Source organism: Aquamicrobium segne, assembly GCF_042656785.1.
GTDB lineage: Bacteria > Pseudomonadota > Alphaproteobacteria > Rhizobiales > Rhizobiaceae > Mesorhizobium > Mesorhizobium segne.
Genome location: NZ_JBHSLL010000012.1, coordinates 329,178 through 348,177 on the forward strand (window position 1 = coordinate 329,178; position 19,000 = coordinate 348,177).

General features: G+C 54.5%; 16 protein-coding genes and 1 tRNA gene. 11 read left to right on the plus strand and 6 right to left on the minus strand.

From position 1 onward, the window contains the following. The first annotated feature begins 7 nt into the window (after positions 1-7). The 7 genes from ACFPLB_RS04845 (at position 8) to ACFPLB_RS04875 (ending at position 7,709) form a co-directional block, all read left to right on the plus strand. Positions 8-469 (plus strand): hypothetical protein, encoded by a 462-nt coding sequence (locus ACFPLB_RS04845; RefSeq protein ID WP_378228215.1) that lies wholly within the window; start codon positions 8-10, stop codon positions 467-469. 110 nt (positions 470-579) lie between these two features. Further along, a complete protein-coding gene (locus ACFPLB_RS04850) occupies positions 580-1,089 on the plus strand; it encodes a FecR family protein (RefSeq protein WP_378228216.1) in 510 nt (169 codons plus the stop codon). A gap of 181 nt (positions 1,090-1,270) precedes the next feature. After that, entirely contained in the window at positions 1,271-2,080 is an 810-nt protein-coding gene (locus tag ACFPLB_RS04855; RefSeq protein WP_378228217.1) for a tyrosine-protein phosphatase, read from the plus strand. A gap of 9 nt (positions 2,081-2,089) precedes the next feature. Next, positions 2,090-2,842 carry a polysaccharide biosynthesis/export family protein gene (locus ACFPLB_RS04860; RefSeq protein ID WP_378228218.1) on the plus strand — a complete coding sequence of 251 codons (753 nt, stop codon included), beginning with the start codon at positions 2,090-2,092 and terminating at the stop codon, positions 2,840-2,842. A gap of 43 nt (positions 2,843-2,885) precedes the next feature. Continuing rightward, on the plus strand, positions 2,886-5,258 hold the full coding sequence (locus tag ACFPLB_RS04865) for a GumC family protein (RefSeq protein WP_378228219.1): 2,373 nt from the start codon (positions 2,886-2,888) through the stop codon (positions 5,256-5,258). After that, positions 5,233-6,405 (plus strand): tetratricopeptide repeat protein, encoded by a 1,173-nt coding sequence (locus ACFPLB_RS04870; protein WP_378228220.1) that lies wholly within the window; start codon positions 5,233-5,235, stop codon positions 6,403-6,405. Before ACFPLB_RS04865 ends, ACFPLB_RS04870 begins: the two co-directional genes overlap by 26 nt. Beyond that, a complete protein-coding gene (locus tag ACFPLB_RS04875) occupies positions 6,402-7,709 on the plus strand; it encodes an O-antigen ligase family protein (RefSeq protein WP_378228221.1) in 1,308 nt (435 codons plus the stop codon). Before ACFPLB_RS04870 ends, ACFPLB_RS04875 begins: the two co-directional genes overlap by 4 nt. Before the next feature lie 69 nt (positions 7,710-7,778). Here ACFPLB_RS04875 and ACFPLB_RS04880 read toward each other — a convergent pair whose 3' ends face one another. The 4 genes from ACFPLB_RS04880 to ACFPLB_RS04895 form a co-directional block, all read right to left on the minus strand. Further along, positions 7,779-9,347, minus strand: a complete 1,569-nt coding sequence (locus ACFPLB_RS04880) for a VOC family protein (RefSeq protein ID WP_378228222.1) — start codon at positions 9,345-9,347, stop codon at positions 7,779-7,781. 15 nt (positions 9,348-9,362) lie between these two features. Then, positions 9,363-10,319: a pirin family protein gene (locus tag ACFPLB_RS04885; RefSeq protein WP_378228223.1), complete on the minus strand. Its 957-nt coding sequence runs from the start codon at positions 10,317-10,319 to the stop codon at positions 9,363-9,365. 123 nt (positions 10,320-10,442) lie between these two features. Then, positions 10,443-10,517 (minus strand) — tRNA-Gln (locus ACFPLB_RS04890). Positions 10,518-10,670: 153 nt separating this feature from the next. Next, positions 10,671-11,015, minus strand: coding sequence for a VOC family protein (locus tag ACFPLB_RS04895; RefSeq protein ID WP_378228224.1), 345 nt, complete (start codon positions 11,013-11,015; stop codon positions 10,671-10,673). Positions 11,016-11,442: 427 nt separating this feature from the next. Between ACFPLB_RS04895 and ppdK the strand changes: the two genes are divergently transcribed. Both ppdK and ACFPLB_RS04905 read left to right on the plus strand, forming a co-directional pair. Continuing rightward, a complete protein-coding gene (gene ppdK / locus ACFPLB_RS04900) occupies positions 11,443-14,109 on the plus strand; it encodes a pyruvate, phosphate dikinase (protein WP_378228225.1) in 2,667 nt (888 codons plus the stop codon). Positions 14,110-14,341: 232 nt separating this feature from the next. After that, positions 14,342-15,109: a DUF1499 domain-containing protein gene (locus tag ACFPLB_RS04905; protein ID WP_378228227.1), complete on the plus strand. Its 768-nt coding sequence runs from the start codon at positions 14,342-14,344 to the stop codon at positions 15,107-15,109. A gap of 112 nt (positions 15,110-15,221) precedes the next feature. On the opposite strand, the gene ACFPLB_RS04910 is transcribed toward ACFPLB_RS04905, so the two are convergent. Further along, complete coding sequence (locus ACFPLB_RS04910; protein ID WP_378228228.1) at positions 15,222-16,130, minus strand: MBL fold metallo-hydrolase; 909 nt, start codon at positions 16,128-16,130, stop codon at positions 15,222-15,224. A 126-nt stretch (positions 16,131-16,256) separates the two neighbouring features. On the opposite strand from ACFPLB_RS04910, the gene ACFPLB_RS04915 reads away from it, so the two are divergent. Further along, complete coding sequence (locus tag ACFPLB_RS04915) at positions 16,257-16,847, plus strand: biotin transporter BioY (protein WP_378228229.1); 591 nt, start codon at positions 16,257-16,259, stop codon at positions 16,845-16,847. Positions 16,848-16,985: 138 nt separating this feature from the next. Further along, the gene (gene cysQ, locus ACFPLB_RS04920; protein ID WP_378228389.1) at positions 16,986-17,759 is read left to right on the plus strand and encodes a 3'(2'),5'-bisphosphate nucleotidase CysQ; all 774 of its coding nucleotides are present in this window, start codon (positions 16,986-16,988) and stop codon (positions 17,757-17,759) included. Between the two features lie 8 nt (positions 17,760-17,767). On the opposite strand, the gene ACFPLB_RS04925 is transcribed toward cysQ, so the two are convergent. Continuing rightward, entirely contained in the window at positions 17,768-18,907 is a 1,140-nt protein-coding gene (locus tag ACFPLB_RS04925; RefSeq protein WP_378228230.1) for a DegT/DnrJ/EryC1/StrS family aminotransferase, read from the minus strand. Between the last annotated feature and the right edge of the window lie 93 nt (positions 18,908-19,000).

A 19,000-nucleotide genomic window follows, 5' to 3' on the forward strand; every position in this document is an offset into this window, starting at 1 on the left:
CTGTGCAATGAACAGGAAAAAAATTGTATTTTTGATCCTTGCTGTACTGGGGTTTGCTGTCTTTATATTGTCTCTGCTTTCCACACAGGAACGACGCAGGCCAGACCAGAATGCACCAAAGACAGCAGAAGCGCTTGTTTTCAGTGGTAAGCTGGACATCCGGACACTGGATGATTTGCGCATTGGCGGGCGCAAAATCCTGTTGTGCGGCGTGGCTTTTAAAAAACCGCGCAATCTTGAAGCGCTGGCCCGGGAACAGGCACGCAAGGTCTATCAGGGCAAGACGTTTGAATGTGTTCAGGTCGGAGGGGCAACACCTTGCGATGGCAGGGCGGCATCAACTTTCGGTGATGCAATTGTTGCCCAATGCCGCGCCGCTGATGGCGGCGATCTGGCGGAACAGTTGAGCAAGGATGGCTATCTTTGTGATCTGCCTGCCCAGTCAGGTGGCCTTTACCGGGCCTGTTAAGGCTATTTCTTGCCATTGTTAAACATTGCTTAAGCGGGTACATGATGTTATTTGATGGGCCGTTAAAAATATGAATATTTCTGAGGCACTTAATGTCCGGGCGGAATAAGATGTTTGTGTGGAATAAGACTGGTGCGGTCGCCAGATCGTCGGCTTTGGTTTTCGCCTTGGCAGCGTTTGGCGGGATTGCAACTGTTGGCAGTGCAAATGCACAGTCAGGCACGTGCGCCTGTCAGGTTTCTCCCGGAGCGACGGGTGTTCTGGAAAATGTTGTCGGCAAGGTGTTTGTCAGGCAGGCTGGAGGATCGACCGCTGCCCAGTCTGGCATTCAATTGGGTGCAGGCGATTCCGTTATGGTTGGCCCGCGTTCATCTTCGACTGTTTCCTTTGGCGGTGGATGTTCTGTGTCGTTGAGCGCAAACACCACTTTGCAGGCCTTGCCTCAAGGTAATCAGCTTTGCGTTGCGGTAAATGAAAATGCCGCGGGCGCTGTGCAGGATGCGAGTGCGGCCACTGGTGCTTCCTCTGGTATTCCGACAGCCGGAATTGTTGCAATTGGTGGCGGAATTGCTCTGGGGGCTGTTCTTCTGTCAACGTCCGATGAGGGCGTGAGCAACTGATCAGTCTGGCCGGTTCGGTTTAAAGTCTGGAAGCAGTTTTGAAATGCTTATAGGCCAATGAAGTCGGTGACTTCATTGGCGCTGTATATTTCGCAAGGGCGCGTGAGGAGGCAGGGTCTGCCATGCGAGAAGCAAGTGAGCAGTCCTTGCGATCATTGCCAGGCTTTTACGATTGCCTCTGATGATTGATCTGCATTCACATATTCTGGCTTTTCTTGATGATGGTGCAGAAGATATAGTCACTTCAATTGCCATGGCGCGCATTGCTGTGGCCGATGGCATTACTCATATGGCCTGCACACCGCATATCGTTCCGGGCAAATATGAAAATTCGACAGCAACAATTCTGCCAGCGATGCACAGTTTGCAGGTCATGCTCGATGCGCAATCCATCCCTCTCCGCCTGACAAGTGGCGCTGATGTTCATATCGCGCCTGATCTTCTTGATCGTCTGCAGGCTGGCGACATACCGACCCTGAACCATACGCGCTATTTTTTGTTAGAGCCGCCACATGAGATCCTGCCGCCGCGGCTGGAAGAGTTTGCTGCACGCTTGCTTGAGGCAGGCTTTGTTCCCATTATCACCCATCCTGAGCGGCTTTCATGGGCGGGCAGGCATTTTGATGTCATTCAGCGCCTTGCCGATCTGGGTTGCCCGCTTCAACTGACGGCAGATTCGCTGACCGGGGTTTTTGGACCGGTCGCAAGACAATTATCGGAGCGGATCTTGCGTGAAGGCAGAGCCAGCTTTTTTGCCAGCGATGCGCATGGTGCATCATGGCGCAAACCGGTATTGTCGGGTGCTTTTGCACTTGTTGCTGAACAATTTGGGCGCCAAGATGCTGAACAGATGTTTCATCATCGTCCTGCTGCAATCTTGTCCAATGCAGAGCCAGCGGAGATTTTGCCCACACTGCGCACGGTTTCCAGGGGGAGGGCCAGGAAGAGTTTTGCCCAACGTCTTGTTGCACGGGTTTTGGGAAATGAATAAGGGCGCGGTATGACCAGAACATTACCTGCAATCATGCTGGCAATTTTGTGTTTTGTTGCCGGCTGTAACAGTACGGCCAATACGGGTGCTGCACCTGCCGATGTTCTTGCTCTTCAAACGGGTGATGTGACAGCCACCGCAGATGGCAGCCTGCGGCTGGTCAAAAGCCTGCCTGCGCCAGCGGGCACGCATGATGGCACCGAGCAATTGCTGGCGGCAAACGATGTTCTGGAAATCAATGTCTATAATGCAGATACGCTCAACCGGGTGGTTCAGGTTGATCCTTCGGGGCGCATCTCACTGCCTTTGATTGGTGTGCAAATGGCCGCCGGCAAGTCTGTTCGTCAATTGGAGCAGGATCTGGAGAAAGCCTATGGCACGTCCTATCTGCAATCGCCTGACATTACGGTTTTCTTGAAAGAATCGGCCAGTCAGCGGGTGACTGTGGATGGTGAGGTGGCCAAGGCTGGCCTTTATCAGGTTGCCGCCAGCACCACCTTGCTCGATGCTATCGCGCTGGCCGGAGGACTGCGAGACATTGCGGATCCGAGCAAGGTTTATGTGTTTCGCAATGTGGGGGGCGCCAGGCTGGTGGCCAATTACAGCGTCGAGCAAATTCGTAGTGGACGACTGGCCAATCCCCGTATTTATGGGGGCGATGTGATCATGGTGTTCACGTCCCAGAACCGGGTGGCTATCAACAATCTGAAAGAAGCGCTGGGCATGGCGGCCAATGCAAGCCGCCTGGCTGTTATTCCCTGATGTTTGACAGGCAGGGGTCAATGATCGGGGTTGGAACAGGGATATGCTAGATCGCCATCGCCAGATAGGTCCGGAGCATTCCGCAAGCGGAGCCGTTGCCATGCCCGGCGGCTATTATGATCCGCGCATGCAGATTCAGGATTACGCCTATGAGCCTCCGATGCAGGAGGAGGGCTTTGATGTTTTACGGCTGTTTTTCTATGTCGTGCATTATCGCTGGCTGCTGGTTACGCTGGCGGCGATTGGTCTGGTCAGTTCGCTGGCGCTGACCATGATGATGACGCCGCAATACAGGGCGACAGCAAAACTTGAGGTTCTGGTTCCCTCTGCCCGGGTGTACCAGGATATCGAGATGACTGCTGAAACCAGTGATATCCGCTCTTTTCTGACCGCGCGTGAAAAACTCAAAAGCCGCTCTCTGGCAGAGCGTGTGGTGTTTAATCTGGGGCTGAGCGAGCGGGCAGACTTTCTGTTTCCAAGGCCGGGTTTTTCGCCGCTTAACATTTTAAATCGTGCCTTTGGGAGAACAGTGACCGCAGATATAGCCGAATATAGCGCCAGTGAGCGGGCGCGTATGGCGACAAACCGGGTGCTGGACAATCTGACAGTTGATCCGATCATCAATACCAACCTGTTGTCGATCAGCTATTCCGATCAAAAGCCGGAATATGCCTATGAGATCGCCAATCAGATTGCCCAGAGTTTTATCGATCAGCGTGTCGATCAGGCCAGCGATACGTCCTTGCAAGCCCGTAAATTCATTCAGGAACAGGTGCTTCAGGTCAAGGAGCGGTTGCAGAAATCCGAGGAAGAACTGGTTGATTATGCCAAGAGCGCAGGCATCACCATCACCGGCAGTGACAGTTCGCTGATTGCAGCAAATCTGACCGAGATCAATAAGGCGCTGGCTCTGGCCATGCAGGAAAGCCTCGATTATGGCCGTCTGGTCCAGCAGATCGCCAATGGGCAAGGCGCCAGCCTGGAGCAGGTTCTGGCCAGTGAGGGGCTGGAAAAACTGAAAGGCAGGCTTGCCGAACTGAACGCGGAATATCAGCAAAAACTGGCTTTCTTCAAACCGGGCTTTCCTGAAATGCAGCAATTGCGCTCGCAAATTCAGGAGATTGAAAATCAGGTGAAGCTGGGCGTTGCCGCCATTACCGATTCGATCCGCATCAAGCACAGCGAGACGGTTGCCAAGGTTGAAGACCTGAAGGACAAGCTGACTGAACTGGAGGCGGAACAGGTCGCTTATCAGGATAAGAATATCCAGTATACGATCCTGAAGCGCGAAGTGGATTCCAACCGTTCCCAATATGACAATCTGATCGCCAAGCTCAATGAGGTTGCGGTCAGTTCCGAATTGCGCAACCAGAGTGCGGCTGTGGTTGATCTGGCGGTTACTCCCGATTCTCCATATACCCCGCGCCGTTCTCTCAACCTGGTCATAGGACTGATGCTGTCACTGGCCGTTGGTGCCGTGGCGATTTACATTCTGGAACTGCTCAACAACACTTTTACCAATCCTGAGCAGGTGGAAAATGAATTGCGCCTGCCCATTCTGGGCATTTTGCCGGCGCTTGAGGAAAGGGAGTTTGCACAAGAGTTGCAGGACCCGAAATCGAGACTGTCGGAATCCTACCGCTCACTGCGCACCTCGCTTCAGTTTTCCGGCGAAGAGGGAGCGCCGCGTATGCTGCTTGTGACCAGTTCTGAGCCATCGGAAGGAAAATCCACAACCATTTATAAACTTGCCGAAGATTTCAGCGCTCTGGGCGCAAAGGTTCTGGTTGTGGATGCTGACCTGCGCAAGCCCATGATGCACCGGATGTTCAAGCTCGATAATATCGTGGGGCTTTCCAATGTGCTGACCAATACGATCCGGCGCGAGGATCTGGCAAAGCTGATCAAGCCGGTTAGCACAAATATCAGTGTGATCACTGCTGGCATGATCCCGCCCAACCCGGCCGATCTTCTGTCATCGTCACGTATGGGGTTGCTGCTGCAAAGGCTGTCCAGAAATTATGACATTGTGCTTGTGGATTCGCCGCCAATTCTTGGTCTTTCCGACGCGCCGATTTTAAGCCGTTTGACTGATGCCACACTTCTGGTCGTGTCTTCCAATCAGGTCACGCGCAAGGCAGCACGAACGGCGCTGAAACGTATTCAGGCGGCTGGCGCCAATGTTTTGGGTGTGGCGATGACCAAATTTGCGGTCCGCAAGCTGGATTATAACTACAGCTATAAATACTTGAGTTATAATTATTACAACTATGGCGGAGATGCGCCAAGACTTGAAGGCACGAGCGAGGAGGGGAGCTCAGCACATCATGCGAAAAACGGGTCGCTGGCTTCTGTGTCTGAGCGCCTTCGCCAGTATTTGCGTCATCTTGGTGATCGCATCAAGTCGCCATCTTGAAAAGAGCAATCCTGATGTGGCGCTGGCGCTTTATCCGCTGAATGTGGAGGCGCTGCTTGTGGAGATGGTCGGGCAATTAAACCGGCAGGAAACGGACACGTCGCTTGAGGAGATGGAAGCGCAGATTCGCGCAGCCGTGCCTGCCAATGCAGGCGATGCGCGCATCTACAGCCTGCTGGGCGAGGTTTTGCGCCGCGGTGAGCAGGTGGAAGCAGCCTATGCCATGTTTGATCATGCGCTGGAGCTGGCCAGCACTGAAATCCATGCATTGCAATGGTCTGTTTATCGGGCTGTTGCAGACGCAGACCATGACAAAGCCATGGAGGCGCTGGATTTGATGTTCCGGCGCTGGCCGGAGAGGGTTGGGTCTTTTGCCTCGGCAATGCCACAGGTGTTTTCGCAAGAAAACAGCTATGCCGCCTTGCTGGAAATGGTTGCACAATCCCCCCCCTGGCGATCCCGGCTGATTGCAGAATTGTCGAGTTACAATTTTGAAAATCTCGACTTTACAGCACAGTTCCTGCAGGATCTGGCGTCAAGCTCTGCGCCACCTTCTGCTGCGGAGACGGCGACTTTGCTTGGCAGCCTGTTTGCGCACAAGCGCTATGATCTGGCTTATCGCACTTTCCTGTTTACGCTGGCTGAAGCGGAAGGGGATTTGGCTGGCTTTGTGTTTAATGGGCAATTTGTGCAAAACGCATCGGGCAGAAGGTTTGACTGGATGATCCGGCCACAGCCCGGTGTTTCTGTAACCATGCCTTTTATATCTCAAGACAGTAGCCTGCCGCAGGGTTTGTTCATTGAGTTTGGCAGCACACCCGTGCTTCGCGTTGGCGTAGAGCAGACCATCATGTTGCCAGCCGGCTCTTACGAGCTTGAGTTTACAGCCACAGCCACTTCCGCCGATCTGCCAAAATCACTGTTATGGGCGATAGATTGCCTTGACCCCGGCCAGCCGGTTCAGCGTCTGGAGGTGCCGGAAGGGACTTATCAGAATCGCAGTTTTCAAACCCGCTTTACCATTGCGCAAAATTGCCCGGTACAAAGCCTGTCCTTGCGCACCAATGCCATGGTTGAAAGCTGGAGCAACCGTTACGGTGGAAAAATCCTGTTTCATCAGCTTCGCATCATGGCGGTGCCGTCATGACCGGGCAAGAAGTGGCAAGCCTGAAAGCCATACGCGGCCGCCGCTCCATATTGGGCTTTTGTCTGCTGGCCTGTCTGCTGGTGGGCGGTGCTACCCAACGCGCCATCATGGTCGACGCCATTCTCCAGATCCTGATCATTGCAGGCTCTGCCTATGCGCTGATGGGAGCGCAACATCTATCAAAAGCCATGCGGGCGGGCATTATCATTTTCAGTCTCACATTGGCGGTAGGTGTTTTCCAGCTGATACCGCTTCCACTTTTTCTGATTGATATTGGTCGTCTCGATAGTCTGCTTCCTTTTACGGGAGGTGATCCATCTGTTACGGTCGATGCTGCACCCATCAGCTTAAGCCTCTCACGCACCATACAGGCCATCATATTCGGGCTAACGCCCGTGGTGTTTTTCATTGCTGCCGCCAGCCTGTCTCAAGAGAAATTTGCAACGCTTCTGCCGTTTTTTGTGATTGGCCTTGTGTGCAATCTGATTGCTGCCGGGTTGCAATATTCTTTCAGTTCAGAGGTAACCCTAAGCGATCTGCTTGGATACCGCGTCATGGTCGGCATGTTTGCCAATGTGAACCATTTTTCCACGCTGGTTTTTGCCAGCCTGCCGCTGATCATCTATTTCGGCTTTTTCCATGACCGGGCGCTGATTGCGGTCTTGTTGCTGGCGCTGACCTTTCTGATTCTGCTGGCGGCCGGGTCACGTGCCGGTATCCTGCTTGGTCTGGGTGTTGTTGCCATTTCAATTGGTTCGCTTCTTTGGCGCGGGCGTATTGGTACGCTGGCCATGGTGATCTTGCTCATCCTTTTGATTGTCTATGGCTATGGTGCTCTGGTGCAGATCGGCTCCCAGCAACTGGATGCGGATTTTGGCCGGCGGGAATTTGCCCTGACAACATGGCAGGCGATACAGGACAACTGGTTATGGGGAACCGGGTTTGGCACATTTGATCTGGTCTATCCCACTTATGAAAAGCCGCAGATGATCTATGCGTCTTATGTCAATCATGCGCATAATGACTTTCTCGAATTGCTGCTCGAAGGCGGAGTGGCGACAGCCATGATCTTTGCCATTTATGCCATCATGCTGATTGTGCGCGCGGCCCGGGTTTATAACCGTCCGCTTCAGCGTCTGGTTCTATTGTCGATTCTGGTGATTTTGCTGCATTCACTGGTCGATTATCCGCTGCGGACCATGGCCATTGCCATGACCTTTGCGTTCTTCAATGTTCTGTTTTTCTGCGATTTTGATTTAACGCCGCAAGCTATGGAGCGCCGTGAGGAAAAAACCTATCAGTAGCCACGCGAAGAGATATTGCCTGAGCGCGCCACGTTTTGACGGAGACACAAAGCGCTTTTTCTATTTGTTTCAGGTGAGGCTTTCTGTCTGCTGATCCAGCAGCCATTCTTGGGCGATAATCTCGTCCTGAGATGACAATTCATGACTGGCGTCAATGCATCGCTGCTCAAACAGTGCGCCCGATGTGTCCAGCCATTGCACCAGCTTCTGGCCGAAATTGGCGAAGGGGTCGCGCTTGCCGGTAATCATCAGCACCCGGCTGTTGTCCAGACGGGTTTCGGGTGCATGGTCCAGAACCATTATCGGGCGCAGCAGGATGGCTTTTGTGATGTGACCGGGTTGCAGCGCCATGATGCTGGCCAGAAAGTTCGCCCCGTTTGAGTTTCCCAGAAATATCATACGGGCAGGGTCAAGCCTGTAGGCCGCCACTGCACCTTCGATGAAGGCGGCAAAGGCTTCTGCCTCGGAGTGGATGTCGGCCTGGTCAAAAACGGTCGGGCCCAAACGGCGAAACCAGCGGGCACTGCCTTCTTCATGGGCGCGGCCGCGAACACCAAGCAAGGTGGCGCGTGGTGCAATACGGTGCGCCAGCGGCATCAGGTCGGCTTCGGTGCCGCCACTGCCATGCAGGAGCACAATGACAGTTTCGTCTGGGTCTTTAGGTGTGTAAAAACGGTGCACAAAAGGCAGGTCACGGTGCGGCAGACGCGGCTCTCCCGGCATGGAAAATTGCGGCAGCATGAGTTTGATGTCTTCAGCCCTGGTTGCAGCCTCTGGTGGCACCATCAGTTCCGTGCCCAGCAGGTCAGCTGTCTCATCAATGGTAAAACCGGGTCCATCGGTTGCCACTTCCAGAAGCGTGCCGGCAGGTTCGCGCACATAAAGCGAGGTGAAATAATGCCGGTCATGGCTGTTTGTGGGAGATGAATTGAGTGTAGCAAGCTGTGCTTCCAGGGCCTTTATTGCCGTAATATCGGCTGCGCGAAAGGCAACATGATCGGCTGTGCCGGTGCCGGGAATACCTTCCACAAAGCCCGTGCCATCGCGGATATCGATGACATCGGTATCGGAAATCATGCGGGTGGTGTTGCTCTCCACCGGACCGATTCTATAGCCAAAGCGGGTGATGAAGGCCGCCGTTTCTTCTGGCGCTTCTGACAAAATGGTCACGGCGCGCAAACGTGTGGGGCCGCGTGAGGCGTCACCCCATGGATGGGCGCTCGGCATGTCAACACCAACGAGCTTGACAATGAACCCGTCGGGATCTTTCAGCCGCAAGACTGTTTCGCCAAATTCATGTGAAGGCCCCTGCATGGCAATGCCGTGCTGCAGGCAGCGTGTCATCCATTCACCCAGACTTTGCCGGGGTACGGCCAGTGCAAATTCAAAAACCTGACCATGGCCAACCCGCCCGCTTGCCCCTTCTTCCCAGACAAGGAAAGTCACAAGCGTTCCAGGCGAGCCCAGAGCATCGCCATAAAACAGGTGAAGCTGCTCGGCATCCTCATAACCGCCCGTGCGCTTGACCAGCCGCAGGCCTAAAAAACCGGCGTAAAAATCGACGTTTTTTTGCACATTGCGCGTGATCAGCGTGACGTGATGAATGCCGCTTGGGCTTGTTGTGGCGTGTTGGCTCATAATGAGACTGTTGTTTCAGCCGCGGAGAGAAGAGATTGTGGGAAAGGGAATAAACTCTTCATTGTCATCGGGTGGTAACTGGAAACGGCCATGTTCAAAGTCTCCCTTGATCCAGGCTTCTTTGGCGGCACGCAGTTTTTCCTTCGATGAGGATACGAAATTCCACGATATATAGCGCGGCCCATTCAGCGTTTCGCCACCAAGCAGCATCAGACGCGCCCCGCGCGCTCCAGCGGTGACAGTGATGGGGTCGCCGGGCCGAAAGACCATCATTTGCCCGGCCTTGAATTCCTGCCCGGCAATCAGTATCGAGCCTTCGGTGACATAGATACCGCGATCTTCATGAGTGTCGGGTAGCGGAATTTTTGCGCCAGCCAGCAGCGTGGCATCGGCATAAAACATTTCCGAAAAAGTCTTGACCGGCGCCCGCTCGCCCCAGGCCGTGCCAAGGATCAGGCGCACATGCTTGCCCTCACTGTTTAATACCGGCAAAGCCTCGGCACCTTGATGCTCGAAAGTTGCGGGCTTGTCTTCATCGGCTTCGGGTAGCGCCACCCATGTCTGGATGCCGAACAGGGAATGCGGTGATTTGCGACGGGTTTCGGGGCTGGTGCGTTCTGAATGGGTGACGCCATTGCCAGCCATCATCCAGTTGACTGCGCCCGGATAGATCATCTGGTTGGTGCCAAGGCTGTCGCGATGCTGGAATTCGCCCTTGTAGAGATAGGTGACGGTGGCCAGCCCGATATGGGGGTGAGGGCGCACATCAATGCCGCCTTCATCAATGAATTCGGCTGGACCCATCTGGTCGAAGAAGATGAAGGGCCCAACCATCTGGCGTTTAGGTGCTGGCAGCGCGCGGCGCACTTCAAAACCACCAATATCGCGCGAGCGAGGCACAATCAGTGTTTCGATGGACTCAAGATTGCCAGCATCCGGGCATTGCGGATCGATATCGGGCATCCAGCTCATGATGGGTCCTTTCAATGCGTAAAGCCAGTTTGATGAAGCAGGTTTTAGAACATTTTACCACCCTATGGTATCATCGGGCGGTGAAACGGTTCAGATCATTGAAAAGCAGGGGAGAAAAAGCCGTGGCTGGGGCGCCTGGATTCGAACCAGGGAATGGCGGTACCAAAAACCGCTGCCTTACCGCTTGGCTACGCCCCAACAAACTGTCCCGAACAAGACAGGCGGCTTATAGGCACAGATGAGCCAAAGCACAATCCATTACAGGAAGTTTTGGGCCATTACGAGAAAGTTTCGGGCCGCCATATGGAGTTTCATGAGCCGGGTGTTGAGAATATTGGCTCTTGAACCGGCTTATTCGCCCCAGACGGCAAGCTCATTGCCTGCCGGATCCATGAAATGGAAACGACGGCCGCCGGGGAAAGCGAAGACAGGCTTGATGATTCGTCCACCAGCCTGCGTGACGGCGTTCAGTGTGTCTTCCAGATTTTTGCTGTACAGAACCGGTAATGGTTTTGCGGACCCGGCAATTGCATCGGTATGAAAACCGCCATCCAACCCTTCTGAAAAAGCAGAATAATCTGGCCCGTAATCGGTAAAGGACCATGAGAAGGCCGCACTGTAGAAAGCCTTGACGCTGTCGAGCGTACCGCCACTTGCCGGCATTTCAAGATAGTCGAGTTTACCTGTCTGTCGCATGGCACCCTCCATTGTTCTCTTTATGTTCTATGAGGTTTTTGACTGGTCAGCAAGGCTACAGTTGCAAAACCGGTTTCTTTTTGTGCGAGCGGTGAATATTTTGCCGCTGTTCTTGTTAAAGCCTGTCTCCCGAGACTTGAGAACCAGTTTCGGGATAAAGACATGCGTAAAAATAAAGGCTTAAAGCGGGTTGCGTGAATCTGAAAGAAAAGCGACACGCTTTAGCGGCGGGAGGAAGATGAACAGGTTCTGACTCTAATCGATATAGATTGGCTCATATGCAAGCCTGCGCTTGCCTTTCGCTGTTGTGCCCCTTAACGCTTCGCTGTCCGGCCTTGTCGGGATGGGTAGGTGCTAAACAAGAGTTTAGAGCGTCTTTTGTGCGTCTGACAGGGTGCATGGCGCTCCAGGAGGGCGAGAAGCGCATATGAGCAAGTGGGTTTATACTTTCGGCGATAATGCGGCTGAAGGGCGCGCAAGTGACCGGAATCTTCTGGGCGGCAAGGGCGCAAACCTTGCCGAAATGTGCAGCCTTGGGCTGCCGGTTCCGCCCGGTTTTACCATCACCACCGAAATGTGTAACCGCTATTATGCCGATGGTCGCCGCTTTCCCGAAGAGTTTGATGCACAGCTTGATGCAGCCCTTGCCTATATCGGCAAGGTGACGGGCCGCCGCTTTGGCGATCCGGAAAATCTGTTGCTGGTGTCGGTGCGTTCAGGTTCGCGCGCCTCCATGCCGGGCATGATGGATACGGTGCTCAATCTTGGCCTCAATGACAAAACTGTTGTCGCGCTGGCCTCTGATTCAGGCGATGCCCGTTTTGCCTATGACAGTTACCGCCGCTTCATCCAGATGTATTCCAGTGTGGTGCTGGGGCTGGATCATGAGATTTTTGAGGAAATTCTGGAAGATGCCAAGGCCCGTCTTGGCCATGACCTCGACACGGATTTGAGCGCTGAAGACTGGCGCGATATTATCGGCCTTTATAAGGAAAAAGTGCAGGAAGAACTGGAAAGCCCGTTCCCGCAAGACCCGCGTGAACAGCTTTGGGGGGCGATCGGCGCTGTATTTTCAAGCTGGATGAACCAGCGCGCCATCATCTATCGGCGCTTGCACGATATTCCTGAAAGCTGGGGTACGGCTGTCAATGTGCAGGCCATGGTGTTTGGCAATATGGGAGAAACCTCGGCCACCGGCGTGGCTTTTACCCGTAACCCTTCGACCGGCGAAAATGCGCTTTATGGTGAGTTTCTCGTCAATGCCCAGGGTGAGGACGTGGTGGCTGGCATTCGCACACCGCAAAACATTACCGAGGCGGCGCGTATTGCTGCCGGGTCAGACAAGTCTTCGCTGGAAAAGCTGATGCCGGACGCCTTCCGCAGTTTTGTCGATATCTCGCAGCGGCTGGAAAACCATTATCGTGACATGCAAGACCTTGAGTTCACCATTGAACGCGGAAAATTGTGGATGTTGCAGACGCGCTCCGGCAAGCGCACCGCCAAGGCGGCGCTGAAAATTGCCGTCGACATGGCGCAGGAAGGGCTGATTACAAAGCAGGAAGCCGTGTGCCGCATCGACCCGCTTTCGCTCGACCAGCTTCTGCACCCAACCATTGATCCCACCGCACAGCGCAATGTCATCGGGACGGGGTTGCCTGCTTCACCAGGGGCTGCAACCGGAGAGATTGTTTTCAGCTCGGAAGAAGCCGAAGAAATGAGTTCGGCTGGCCGCAAGGTCATTCTCGTTCGTGTCGAGACAAGTCCTGAAGACATTCAGGGCATGCATGTGGCGCAAGGCATCTTGACCACGCGCGGCGGCATGACCAGCCACGCAGCGGTGGTCGCGCGCGGCATGGGCAAGCCTTGTGTATCGGGTGCGGGTTTGCTGCGTGTGGATTGTCGCAACGGGACGCTGATGGCCCTTGGCCAGACATTCCGCAAGGGCGACATCATTACCATTGATGGTGGTTCAGGACAGGTTTTGAAGGGGGCCGTGCCCATGCTTCAGCCCGAGCTTTCGGGTGATTTTGCCGCCATCATGGAATGGGCGGACGAGGCACGGCGCATGAAGGTGCGCACCAATGCCGAAACCCTTGCCGATGCGCGCATGGCGCGTTCTTTCGGGGCGGAAGGTATTGGCCTGTGCCGGACCGAGCATATGTTCTTTGACGGTCAGCGTATCGTTTCCATGCGTGAAATGATTTTGGCTGATACGGAAAAGGATCGGCGCGCCGCACTTGCCAAGCTGTTGCCCATGCAAAGATCGGATTTTCTGGAACTGTTTGAGATTATGGCCGGTCTGCCGGTCACAATTCGCCTGCTTGACCCGCCGTTGCATGAGTTCTTGCCGAAAACCGAGGAGGAACTGGAGGAGGTGGCCGAAGATATGGGCGTTTCCTCAGAAAAATTGCGGCAGCGGACCGAAGCCTTGCATGAATTCAACCCGATGCTTGGTCATCGTGGCTGCCGGCTGGCGGTAACCTATCCGGAAATTGCCGAAATGCAGGCGCGTGCCGTGTTTGAAGCTGCTGTTGAGGCCGGGCGCAAGGCAGGCAAGCTGATTGTGCCTGAAATCATGGTGCCGCTGGTTGGTCTCAGGCGAGAGTTTGATTTCGTCAAGACACGTATTGATGCGGTTGCACAAAGCGTGATGGAAGAAACCGGCATGACCATTGAATATCTTGTCGGGACGATGATCGAACTGCCGCGCGCCGCCATCCGGGCCGATCATATTGCTGAAAGTGCCGAATTCTTTTCTTTTGGCACCAATGATCTGACGCAGACGACATTCGGTATTTCGCGCGATGATGCGGCCAGTTTTATAGAGAACTACCAGAAAAAGGGCATTATCGAGCAGGACCCTTTTGTCTCGCTGGACATTGAGGGTGTGGGCGAACTGGTGCGTCTGGGGGCGCAGAAGGGCAAGACAACACGCCCCGACATCAAACTTGGCATTTGTGGTGAACATGGCGGCGACCCGGCTTCGATCTGTTTTTGCGAGGAGGTCGGGCTTGATTATGTATCCTGCTCCCCCTTCCGGGTGCCGATCGCCAGACTGGCGGCAGCGCAATCAGCCATTCGCAAGGCCGGTTGATCCCATCGGGCTGCAAAATGTGGTTAAAAAAGAAGCCGGAGCAGAGGAAGCTGCGTTTGTTAGAGCGCCGTGCGTCCTGTCGGACGCACAAAGGACGCCCTAACTCTTTGAATGAGCATCGGAATTATCCAAAAACCGATTCCACTTTTTGGTTCGATGCTCTAGAACGCCCGTTGCTCTGGTCTTTGTTTATACGCATGATCTGTGCGGGGAACGATTCGGGTGGCGCAATATGACTGAATTTCCCAGACAGCAGACCTCAATGGCAGCAGGCTGGTCGCGCCGTATGGCTGCATTTTCAGCCGTTTTGCTGTTGACTGTCTGGACCGGCCATCATTTCGGACTGGTCGAGACGCCTGCCTATTTATGGGTTCTGGCGCTGGTGGCCCTGCTGGCTGCCTTGGCCTTGCTTTTTTCAGGCTGGGCCTTTGCACGGTTATGGAGTTTTGGGGGGCATGGCGGCCGTGACCTGAGTGTTGGCGCCTTGATTGCGCTGCTGGTTCTGACCCCTTATGCCGGGGCTTCTTACCGGGCGCTGACCTTGCCGCCATTGCATGATATTTCCACCGATCTTGATACTGCTCCGGCCTTGGCCGATGGGCGCAGTTTTGAAGCAACGCCTGGTGAGCAGCGCCTTCAGATGGAGGCCTATCCGCTTGCCAATAGCCATCATTACAGCTTGCCCTATACGGAAGCGGTCAGCATTGTGCGCAATGTGTTTGAGCAGCAGGGCTGGGCTGACATGGTGGTGACAGAGCTTGATGATGCGGAGCTGCGCGAGACGCTTTTAACAGCATCCGCCACCAGTTTTATTCTAAAATTGCCTGTTGATGTTGGCGTGCGCATTACCGGCGATGAAGAGACCAGCCTTGTCGATATGCGCTCGGCCTCACGCTATGGTCGTCATGATCTGGGCGATAATGGCGACCGCATTGTCGGCTTTCTGGAAGAGATTGAACAGGCCGTGGCAGGATTGAGCGGGATTGCGCCGGGGCAATAAGAGGTTTTGTGCTTGCGCCAGATGGTTCTATCTGTGCTCACAAAATGCTCTAAGCTCTTGTTTTAGCCGCATTTGTGCGACGCCAGATAATTCCATCTGGCTGCAAAATGCTTTAAGATCGCAACTCATAGATGCTGTCGATTGCTGGGGTGTCTGTGCTGGTAACCAGGCCACGGCTGACCAGATCTTCCAGATGCGCAAGAACGGAAAGACCGGCTGCACTGTGCAGGTGCGGATCCGTTTTTCGATAGATGGTCCTGACCATTTCAGGAATAGTCCGGTCGCCTTTTTTCAACCGTTCAAGAATGATGCGTTCACGCATCTTGCGGTGCGCTTTCAGTCCGCGCATGAACGCTTGGGGTTGCCTGACGGGACCGCCATGGCCGGGCAGGAAAAACTGGTCATCACGCTCCAGCAGCCTGTCCAGCGAAGCCATATAGTCGGCCATATTCCCGTCCGGCGGGGCAATAATGCTGGTTGACCAGCTCATGACATGATCGGCGCTGAACAGAAGACCGGTATTTTCCAAGGCAAAAGCCATGTGATTGGCGGCATGGCCGGGCGTGTGAATGGCGCGGATTGCCCAGCCGTCACCGTCGATCAGGCCATTGTCAGGCAAGGTGATGTCGGGCGTAAAATGAGTGTCGTGGCTTTCATCAAGGGTGTTGATTTGACCTGTGGAAAGCATGCGGGCTGGCCGATAGGGGCCATATGCCAGTGTGCGTGCGCCGGTGAGCGCCTGCAACCGGGCAGCAAGCGGAGAGTGATCGCGATGTGTGTGACTGACGAAAATATGGCTGACCGGACGACCGGCAATGGCCTCAAGCAGGGTTTTCAGGTGGCGCTCATCGTCCGGGCCGGGGTCGATAAGGGCAAGCGTATCACGCCCGACAATATAGCTGTTGGTTCCGTGAAAGGTGAAGGGCGATGCGTTTGGCGCTGTAACCCGCAAGACGTTTGGCGCGACTTTCACGAAAGAGCCATGGGCAGGCTCAAAGACTGTGTCGAATTCCAGCGTCATGGAAATTGTGGGTTTTTTCTCTGTTTTATAAAATCATTTGCCGCATAGCATGCGGGGCAATATAGAGGAAGGCTCCAGGCAGCCGCTGTGCTAGGCTCAAACAGTGATTATAAAATGAGGAAGATAATGGCAATTGCAACAATGAGTCCGCTTGTTTCACTGGCTCTGCCTGAAAAAGGTGCGAAAAGATTGGCCGGTCAGGCCCTGCTGGCCATTGGCGGTACCTTGCTGCTGACGGTTTCGGCCAAGACCAAGGTGTTTCTTGGCCCGGTTGATATTTCGCTGCAGACATTGGCTGTTTTGCTGATTGCCTCGGCCTTTGGCCTGCGCCTTGCTGTGGCAACGCTGGTTCTTTACATGGCCCAGGGAGCCATGGGCATGCCTGTGTTCCAGAGTTCGCCTGAAAAGGGCATCGGCATTGCCTATATGCTTGGCACCACCGGCGGCTATCTGGCTGGTTTTGTGGCCATGGCAGCCATTGCGGGCTGGGCGGCTGACCGTGGCTTTGACCGCAACCCCTTCAAGCTGTTTGGCGCCTTCATGGCGGCTGAAATTGTCATGCTGGCAATGGGTTTTGCCTGGCTGGCAGTTCTGATCGGTGCTGACAAGGCCTGGCAGTTTGGCGTGGTGCCGTTTATTGTTGGCGATCTGATCAAGGTTGCGCTGGCTGCAAGTCTCGTGCCGGCTGTCTGGTCAATTATCGCGCGATTCCGCTAAAGGCGACAGGATCAAATTTAGAGCGCCCGACATTTGCGTGTCGGGCGCTTTGCTTTTTGCGTTAAGAATCATGGTTGGCAGAGTGTGACAGTGCATAAGACCAGTGTGAAGGCGGCAGCCGGGATGGATGATGGGCAAATCCTTGGCCTGTTTGAAGCGCTTGCGCTGGAGGCGGGACGCGCGATCATGCGCGTTTTCGAGGCAGGCTTTGCAGTTGAGGACAAGGCCGATCATTCGCCTGTGACCGAGGCCGACCGGATGAGCGAGCGCATCATTTTAGAAGGTTTGCGGACGAGTTTTCCTGACATGATATGTGTGGCCGAAGAAGAAACATCGGCTGGTGTCCGGCCAGGTGAAATCGGGCGCGCGTTTTTTCTGATCGATCCGCTCGACGGCACCAAGGAATTTGTCAGCGGCAGGGATGAGTTTACCGTCAATATCGCCTTGATTTGCGATGGAGCGCCTGCAATCGGTGTGGTTTTTGCACCTTGCAGTAAACGTTTCTTTTCCGGCAGGCCCGGATTGGCGCAAACAGTGTTGATTGGTGATGATTATGCGGTGCGCGCGCGCCAGCCTGTCAATGTGCGCAAACAGGCAAGGCCGCCTGTCGTGCTTGCCAGCCGTTCACACAACACGCCGGAGACCGAGGATTATATTGCCGGTCTTGGTATAGCTGATGTCACTGCAATCGGCTCATCGCTGAAATTTTGCCTGCTGGCGGCTGGTGAAGCCGATATCTATCCGCGCTTTAGCCGCACCATGGAGTGGGATACGGCTGCGGGCGATGCTGTTTTGCGTGCCGCAGGTGGCATGACCTGCACACAAGACGGAGCGCCGCTTGCTTATGGCAAACGCAATCGCGGCTGCGACGTGGATTTTTCCAACCCGTTCTTCATTGCAAAAGGCGGCTGAAAAATATCCTATTCAACTGCCGCTTCTGAGTTTGAGCCGATATAGTTGCGGATTGTCTCGATAATGCGGTCCTGATCGTCATTCGACAGATAAGGGTGCATCGGCAGGCACAAAATGCGCTGTGGCAGGCTTTCCGAAACGGCAAGCCCGGTCGGTGTGCGCGGGAAGTGGCGATAGGCGATTTGCTCGTGCAGCGGCTTCACATAATAGATAACCGATGGAATGCCTTTTTCCTGCAAATGGGCTTTCAGGCCGTCGCGCTTAGGCGTTTCAATGGCATATTGGGCCCAAGCTGAACGACCCTGATCAGGATTATTGGCGGCTTTGACAATGTCGCCAAAACCATCGGCATAACGCACCGCTATCTTATGGCGGGCCTTCATTTCGTCTTCCAAAATGGCCAGCTTTTCAATCAGGATGGCAGCTTGAATCGTGTCGAGCCGTGAATTGATGCCAACATGGATATTGTCATATTGGGTTTCACCCTTGCCGTGGAAAGCAAAGGAGCGCAGCCGCTCGGCCAGAACATCATCATCGGTGAACATGGCCCCGCCATCGCCATAACAGCCAAGCGGTTTGGCTGGATAAAAGCTGGCGCCTGCAACATGGCCGAAGGCACCGCACATCGTGCCATTTGCGGAGCCGCCAATCGACTGGGCGGCATCTTCGATGACCAGAAGATTTTCGCGTTCGGCAATCTGCATGAGGGCATCATAATCGGCGCTGAGACCAAACAGATCGACAGGAATGATGGCTTTTGGCTGAAGCCGGCCCTCTTTTTTGACCATCTCGATGGCGGCTTCGAGGCTGGCAATGTCGATATTATAGGTGTCGGGATCGACATCGACAAAGATGGGTTCGGCCTTGGCAAGGGCGACCACCTCTGCCGTTGCGGCAAAGGTGAAGCTTGGCACGAACACCGCATCGCCCCGGCCAATGCCGGATGCATAGAGCGGCAAAAGCAGTGCATCGGTACCGTTGGCGCAGGCAATGACATGTTTTGTGCCGATATAGGCGGCAAGTTTTTCTTCCAGTTCCGCAACCTGCGGCCCCAGAATATAACGGCCATCGTCAACAACGCGGTCGATGGCGGCCTTGAGCCGGTCGCGGATGCGTTCGCGCTGTGCGCCAAGATCAATGAACTGCATGAGAGCTCCAATGCGGATATGACTAAGCGCAAGTAGCAGAGTTGATTGCCATGGGGAAGGTGGCAGGGCCACATGATCCATGCAGCCAGCTTC

What these genes read in the sequence shown, in the direction of transcription:
- ACFPLB_RS04845 (WP_378228215.1), top strand. Translation starts at nt 8, where the DNA reads ATGAACAGGAAAAAAATTGTATTTTTGATCCTTGCTGTACTGGGGTTT.
- ACFPLB_RS04850 (WP_378228216.1), top strand. Translation starts at nt 580, where the DNA reads ATGTTTGTGTGGAATAAGACTGGTGCGGTCGCCAGATCGTCGGCTTTG.
- ACFPLB_RS04855 (WP_378228217.1), top strand. Translation starts at nt 1,271, where the DNA reads ATGATTGATCTGCATTCACATATTCTGGCTTTTCTTGATGATGGTGCA.
- ACFPLB_RS04860 (WP_378228218.1), top strand. Translation starts at nt 2,090, where the DNA reads ATGACCAGAACATTACCTGCAATCATGCTGGCAATTTTGTGTTTTGTT.
- ACFPLB_RS04865 (WP_378228219.1), top strand. Translation starts at nt 2,886, where the DNA reads ATGCTAGATCGCCATCGCCAGATAGGTCCGGAGCATTCCGCAAGCGGA.
- ACFPLB_RS04875 (WP_378228221.1), top strand. Translation starts at nt 6,402, where the DNA reads ATGACCGGGCAAGAAGTGGCAAGCCTGAAAGCCATACGCGGCCGCCGC.
- ACFPLB_RS04880 (WP_378228222.1), bottom strand. Translation starts at nt 9,347, where the DNA reads ATGAGCCAACACGCCACAACAAGCCCAAGCGGCATTCATCACGTCACG.
- ACFPLB_RS04885 (WP_378228223.1), bottom strand. Translation starts at nt 10,319, where the DNA reads ATGAGCTGGATGCCCGATATCGATCCGCAATGCCCGGATGCTGGCAAT.
- ACFPLB_RS04895 (WP_378228224.1), bottom strand. Translation starts at nt 11,015, where the DNA reads ATGCGACAGACAGGTAAACTCGACTATCTTGAAATGCCGGCAAGTGGC.
- ppdK (WP_378228225.1), top strand. Translation starts at nt 11,443, where the DNA reads ATGAGCAAGTGGGTTTATACTTTCGGCGATAATGCGGCTGAAGGGCGC.
- ACFPLB_RS04905 (WP_378228227.1), top strand. Translation starts at nt 14,342, where the DNA reads ATGACTGAATTTCCCAGACAGCAGACCTCAATGGCAGCAGGCTGGTCG.
- ACFPLB_RS04910 (WP_378228228.1), bottom strand. Translation starts at nt 16,130, where the DNA reads ATGACGCTGGAATTCGACACAGTCTTTGAGCCTGCCCATGGCTCTTTC.
- ACFPLB_RS04915 (WP_378228229.1), top strand. Translation starts at nt 16,257, where the DNA reads ATGGCAATTGCAACAATGAGTCCGCTTGTTTCACTGGCTCTGCCTGAA.
- ACFPLB_RS04925 (WP_378228230.1), bottom strand. Translation starts at nt 18,907, where the DNA reads ATGCAGTTCATTGATCTTGGCGCACAGCGCGAACGCATCCGCGACCGG.